We start from the raw sequence: 4,176 nt of genomic DNA, 5'->3' as shown, positions 1-4,176 counted from the left end.
GGATGTGGCGGCTGCGCCCGGCGAGAGCATCGTGCCGCGGGCGGCACGCGCCTACGAGAACGAGTTGCGCACGGGCTTGCGAGTGCTGCTCATCGTCGGCGGGCTGGCGGGCGGCTGGATGGCGTTCGTGCCGTTGTCGGGCGCGGTCGTGGTGCCGGGCAATCTGGTGGTGCAGTCCAACGTCAAGACCATCCAGCATCCAACCGGCGGTGTCGTCGCGAAGATCGCCGTCAGCAACGGCATGCGGGTCAACGCCGGCGATCTCTTGCTGCGGCTGGACTCGACGCAGGCGCAGGCCAGCCTTCAGGTGGTGAGCAAGCAGCTCGATGAAGTGCGGGCGAAGATCTCGCGGCTGGTCGCCGAGCGCGACGGTCTGCCCAAACCGGCAATACCGCCCGAACTGTCGACCCGGCTGGACGACGGCAACGTCAAGACAGTGCTGGCCTCCGAAGCCTCGCTGTTCAGGGCGCGGGTGACCGCACGCGAGAGCCAGAGGGAGCTGTTGCAGAGCAAGGTGTCGCAGCTTGGCGAAGAGATCATCGGCCTCGAAGCACAGGTCGCGTCCAAGGCCAAGCAACTGGAACTGATCACCGGCGAGCTCACGGGAGTGCAGGAGCTCTTCGACAAGCGTCTCGTGCCGATCGCGCGGCTCACAGCCTTGCAGCGCGAGAGTGCCAGAATCGAAGGCGAACGCGGCCAGTTGATCTCCACGATCGCCGAGACCAAAACCAAGGTCGACGAGGCGAAGCTCCAGATGGTCAGATTAGACCAGGATGTACGGACGGAAGTCGTCAAGGAGCTCGGCGAGGCGCAGGGCAAGGAGGCTGAACTTAGTGAGCGCGCCGTCGCCGCGCGCGACGTCCTCGAGCGCATCGAGATGCGCGCGCCGACGTCGGGTGTGATCCATCAACTCAACGCGCACACCATCGGCGGCGTCATTCGCCCCGGCGACACCATCATGGAGGTGGTGCCGGATTCGGACGATCTGCAGATCGAGGCGCGGTTGCAGCCGAACGATATCGATCAGGTGCGGAAGGGCCAGCAGGCTTTCGTGCGCTTCTCCGCCTTCAACCAGCGGGTTACGCCGCAGTTGATGGGACAGGTGTCGTATGTCTCGCCCGACACCACCCGCGACCAGCAGACCGGCACATCCTATTTCACGGTCCGGATCATGCTGCCCGAAGAGGAGCGCCGGCTGCTCGCCGGGCTGCAGCTCGTCTCGGGCATGCCCGCGGAAGTGTTCATGCAGACCGGCAGCCGGACCATGCTGAGCTACCTGTTCAAGCCGATCCTGGATCAGTTCCAGCGCGCGTTTGTCGAGCGGTGAGGGAGCGATATAGGTCTTTTGCGCGTCATCGCAAATCTTGCCACCCCCGATGACATCGCTATATCAGGGCTTTCCTTTGGCCCTGTTCCCTGCGAGCCCCGTATGACCACCACCACTGCCCCCGAATCCCAACCGTTTCAGGCCGAGGTCGCCGAACTTCTAAATTTGATGGTGCACTCGGTCTATTCGGAGACCGATATCTTCCTGCGCGAGCTGATTTCGAATGCCTCTGACGCCTGCGATAAGCTGCGTTATGAGGCGATATCGGCGCCCGAATTGATCGCCGACGGTGCACCGCCCAAAATCCGCATCGTGCCGGACAAGAAGGCCAATACGCTTGGTGTGGTCGACAGCGGCATCGGCATGGACCGGCAGGAGCTGATCGACAATCTCGGCACCATCGCGCGTTCCGGCACAAAGTCCTTTCTCTCCCGCCTCACCGAGGCCAAGGACGGCGCCAATCTCATCGGCCAGTTCGGCGTCGGCTTCTATGCGGCGTTCATGGTTGCCGAGCGCATCGTCGTCACCAGCCGCCGCGCCGGTTCCGATCAGGTCTTCGTCTGGTCGTCCTCCGGCGGCAGCGGATTTGAAATCGCGCAGGGCAGCGACGAGGACGCCGGGCGCGTCACCCGCGGCACCGAGATCGTTGTGCACCTGAAGAAGGACGCGCAAAAATATCTCGAGACTTACGAGATCGAGCGCATCGTCCGCGCCTGGTCCGACAACATCCAGTTTCCGATCGAGCTGGTGCCGGAGGAAGGCGAGCCGCGCCAGATCAATTCGGCCAGCGCGCTATGGCAGCGGCCGAAGTCGGAGCTCTCGGCGGAGGACTACAAGCAGGCCTACCAGCAGATCGCCGGCGCCTTCGACGAGCCCGCGATGACGCTGCATTATCGCGCCGAGGGCCGGCAGTCCTACGCGGTGCTGCTGTTTGCGCCGTCGACAAAGCCGTTCGACCTGTTCGACCAGGCCCGCAAGGGCAAGGTCAAACTCTATGTTCGCCGCGTCTTCATCGCCGACGATGCCGATCTGCTGCCGGCTTACTTGCGCTTTATCCGCGGCGTGATCGACAGCGAGGACCTGCCGCTCAACATCTCGCGGGAGATGCTGCAGAACAATCCGCAGCTCGCGCAGATCCGCAAGGCCGTGACCGGCCGCGTGATATCGGAGCTGGAAAACCTCGGCGAAAAGGAGCCGGAAGCGTTCGCCAAGATCTGGGACGCGTTCGGCCCCGTGATCAAGGAAGGCATCTGGGAGGATTTTGAGCGCCGCGAGAAATTGTTGGGCTTGTCGCGCTTCACCACGACGAAGGGCGAGAAGCGCTCGCTGAACCAATATGTCGACGACCTCAAGGCGAACCAGACCGACATCTATTACCTCACCGGCGACAGCATCGAGCGGTTGAAGTCGAACCCGAAGCTCGAGTCCGCAACCGCGCGCGGCATCGAGGTGCTGCTCTTGACCGATCCGGTCGATGCGTTCTGGACCTCGGCGCCGCTCGATTTCGGCGGCAAACCGCTGAAGTCGCTAAGCCAGGGCGATATCGATTTCGCCCTGATCCCGCTCCTGGATGACAAGGCCGACGAGAAGAAGGACGATTCCGGCACCGACGAGGCCACGACGATCGCGCTGATCAAGGACGCGCTCGGTGAACGCGTCTCCGACGTGCGCGCCTCGCAGCGCCTGACATCTAGCGCGTCATGTCTGGTTGCCGGCGGCGACGCGCATGATCGCATGCTGGAACGCCTGCTGGCGATGCAGAACAAGGCGCCGGCCACCAAGCCGATCCTGGAGATCAACATGCGCCACCCCCTGGTCGCGGCGATTGCCGGCGACAAGGATGCGGCCAATGATCTATCAAAGGATCTATCAAAGGATCTGTCGTTCCTGCTCCTGGAGCAGGCGCAGATTCTCGACGGCGAGTTGCCGGAAGATCCGGCGGCGTTTGCGAGCCGGCTGAACCAGTTGGTGCTGCGCGGGATCGCGAAGGGGTAGGACGTTCAGCCGCACGGCTGAACCGGATTCCCAAACCGGCCGTATCTGCTAGGAAGGTGAGAACCCCGGGGTAGCTCAGATCGCCATGACGACGACGCCCGACGGCACCGATATTTTCTATGGGTCGATCCCGGTCTTTCGCGGCTTTGGCAGCCTGATGGACCCCGCGGTGTATTCGCCGCTACCGGACGACTGGACCGTCGGTGTTGCCGACATCGTGGAATCGACCAAGGCGATCGCGAACCAGCGCTACAAGGCGGTCAATATGGCCGGCGCCGCCGTCATCGCGGCGGTCACCAACGCGCTTGGCGGGCGCGAGTTTCCGTTCGTGTTCGGCGGCGATGGCGCGAGCTTCGCGGTGGCGCCCAGTGATCTCGCGCGCGCCCGCGACGCGCTGGCGGCAACGGCCGCATGGGTCAGGCAAGATCTCGATTTGAAGATGCGCGTGGCGCTGGTGCCGGTAAAGGACATTCGCGCGCAGGGACTCGATATCAAAGTCGCCCGTTTCGGCCCGTCGGCCAACCTCTCCTACGCGATGTTTTCCGGCGGAGGTTTGGGGTGGGCGGATGCCGCGATGAAGCGGGGCGAGTTTGCGGTGCCGGCGGCAACGCCGGGCACGCAGCCGGATCTGTCGGGGCTGTCGTGCCGGTTCGAGGAAATTCCCTCCGCGCGCGGGCTCATTCTGTCGGTGCTGGTGGTGCCGGCCAAGGGCGCCGATCCGCTCGCCTTCCGCAAGGTAATCGAGGACATCATCAGGCTGGTCGAGCAGTCTCCGGATGCCGGGCGGCCGGTGCCGCCGGACGGGCCGCCGCTGCGCTGGCCGCCGGCCGGCGTGGAGTATGAGGCGCGCGCCG

General features: G+C 64.3%; 3 protein-coding genes. All 3 read left to right on the top strand.

Annotation, left to right across the window (positions count from 1 at the left end; all coding sequences use genetic code 11):
• On the top strand, positions 1–1,327 hold a 1,327-nt coding region (locus CP49_RS01305), incomplete at its 5' end, for an HlyD family type I secretion periplasmic adaptor subunit (RefSeq protein WP_156437946.1).
• 102 nt (positions 1,328–1,429) lie between these two features.
• Positions 1,430–3,322 (top strand): molecular chaperone HtpG, encoded by a 1,893-nt coding sequence (gene htpG, locus CP49_RS01300; RefSeq protein ID WP_057848492.1) that lies wholly within the window; start codon positions 1,430–1,432, stop codon positions 3,320–3,322.
• An 85-nt stretch (positions 3,323–3,407) separates the two neighbouring features.
• Positions 3,408–4,176 (top strand): DUF3095 family protein (locus CP49_RS01295; protein ID WP_057848491.1); only part of this gene is annotated, 769 nt, incomplete at its 3' end.

The sequence above is a fragment of the Bradyrhizobium valentinum genome (genome assembly GCF_001440405.1).
GTDB classification, from domain to species: Bacteria; Pseudomonadota; Alphaproteobacteria; order Rhizobiales; family Xanthobacteraceae; genus Bradyrhizobium; species Bradyrhizobium valentinum.
Note: the sequence above shows the minus strand (reverse complement) of the source record. Positions and strands in the feature narration are given on the sequence as shown.

What these genes read in the sequence shown, in the direction of transcription:
- htpG (WP_057848492.1), top strand. Translation starts at nt 1,430, where the DNA reads ATGACCACCACCACTGCCCCCGAATCCCAACCGTTTCAGGCCGAGGTC.